1 protein-coding gene is annotated in these 1,334 nt (G+C 68.7%); it reads left to right on the top strand.

Annotation, left to right across the window (positions count from 1 at the left end):
- The coding region (locus tag AC1D01_RS34940; protein ID WP_477874143.1) for an error-prone DNA polymerase family protein at positions 1-1,334 on the top strand (1,334 nt) is incomplete at both ends.

The raw sequence follows: 1,334 nt of genomic DNA on the forward strand, positions 1-1,334 counted from the left end.
CGACGCTGCTGTTCGGCCGCTTCATCAGCGCCGAGCGCAACGAGCCGCCCGACATCGACATCGACTTCGAGCACCAGCGCCGCGAAGAGGTCATCCAGTACATCTACGGCAAGTACGGGCGCCACCGCGCGGCGCTGACCGCGGTCGTCATCAGCTACCGGCCGCGCAGCGCGGTGCGCGACGTCGGCCGCGCGCTCGGCATCGACCTGCAGCGCATCGACGCCGTCTCGAAGAGCCAGCAGTGGTTCGACGGCCGCGGCATCAGCCGCGAGCGCCTGCGCGAGAACGGCTTCGATCCCGATTCGCTGGTGGTGCGGCAATGGGCCGAGCTGACCGGCATGCTGGTGGGCTTTCCGCGCCACCTGAGCCAGCACCCGGGCGGCTTCGTGATCGCGCGCGACCAGATCGAGCAGCTGGTGCCGGTCGAGAACGCCGCGATGGACAAGCGCAGCGTCGTGCAGTGGGACAAGGACGACCTCGACGCGCTCGGGCTCATCAAGGTCGACATCCTCGCGCTCGGCATGCTCAGCGCGCTGCGCCGCGCGCTGGAGTTCATCGGCCACAAGCGGGGCCGTGAGTTCCGCATGCAGGACATCGCCGAAGGCGACACGCCCACCTACGACATGATCTGCCAGGCCGACACCGTCGGCGTGTTCCAGATCGAGAGCCGCGCACAGATGAGCATGCTGCCGCGCCTGCGGCCGCGAAAGTACTACGACCTGGTGGTCGAGGTCGCGATCGTGCGGCCCGGCCCGATCCAGGGCGGCATGGTCCACCCCTATCTCAAGAACCGCAACCTGCCGATCGAGGAGATCGATTGCCCCAAGCCGCTCTGGCCCGCGCTGGAACGCACGAAGGGCGTGCCGATCTTCCAGGAGCAGGTGATGCAGATCGCGATGCTGGCCGCCGACTTCACGCAGGGCGAGGCCGACCAGCTGCGCCGCGCGATGGCCGCGTGGAAGCGCAAGGGCGGGCTCGGGCCGTTCCACGAGCGGCTGGTCGGCCGCATGGTCGCCAACGGCTACGCGCTCGAGTACGCCGAGCGCATCTTCAAGCAGATGGAGGGCTTCGGCGAATACGGCTTCCCGGAGAGCCATGCGGCCGGCTTCGCGCTGCTCGCCTACAACAGCAGCTGGATCAAGTGCCACCACCCCGATGCGTTTCTCGCGGCCTTGCTGAACAGCCAGCCGATGGGGTTCTACGCACCGGCGCAGCTGGTGCGCGATGCGCGCGAGCACGGCGTCGAGGTGCGGCCGGTCGACGTGGCGTGCAGCGACTGGGAGTGCACGCTGGAATGGTCGCTGAAATGGTCGCCGGAGGGGCCTCTCGACGAG

This window comes from Rhizobacter sp. P3_B12 (genome assembly GCF_056402895.1).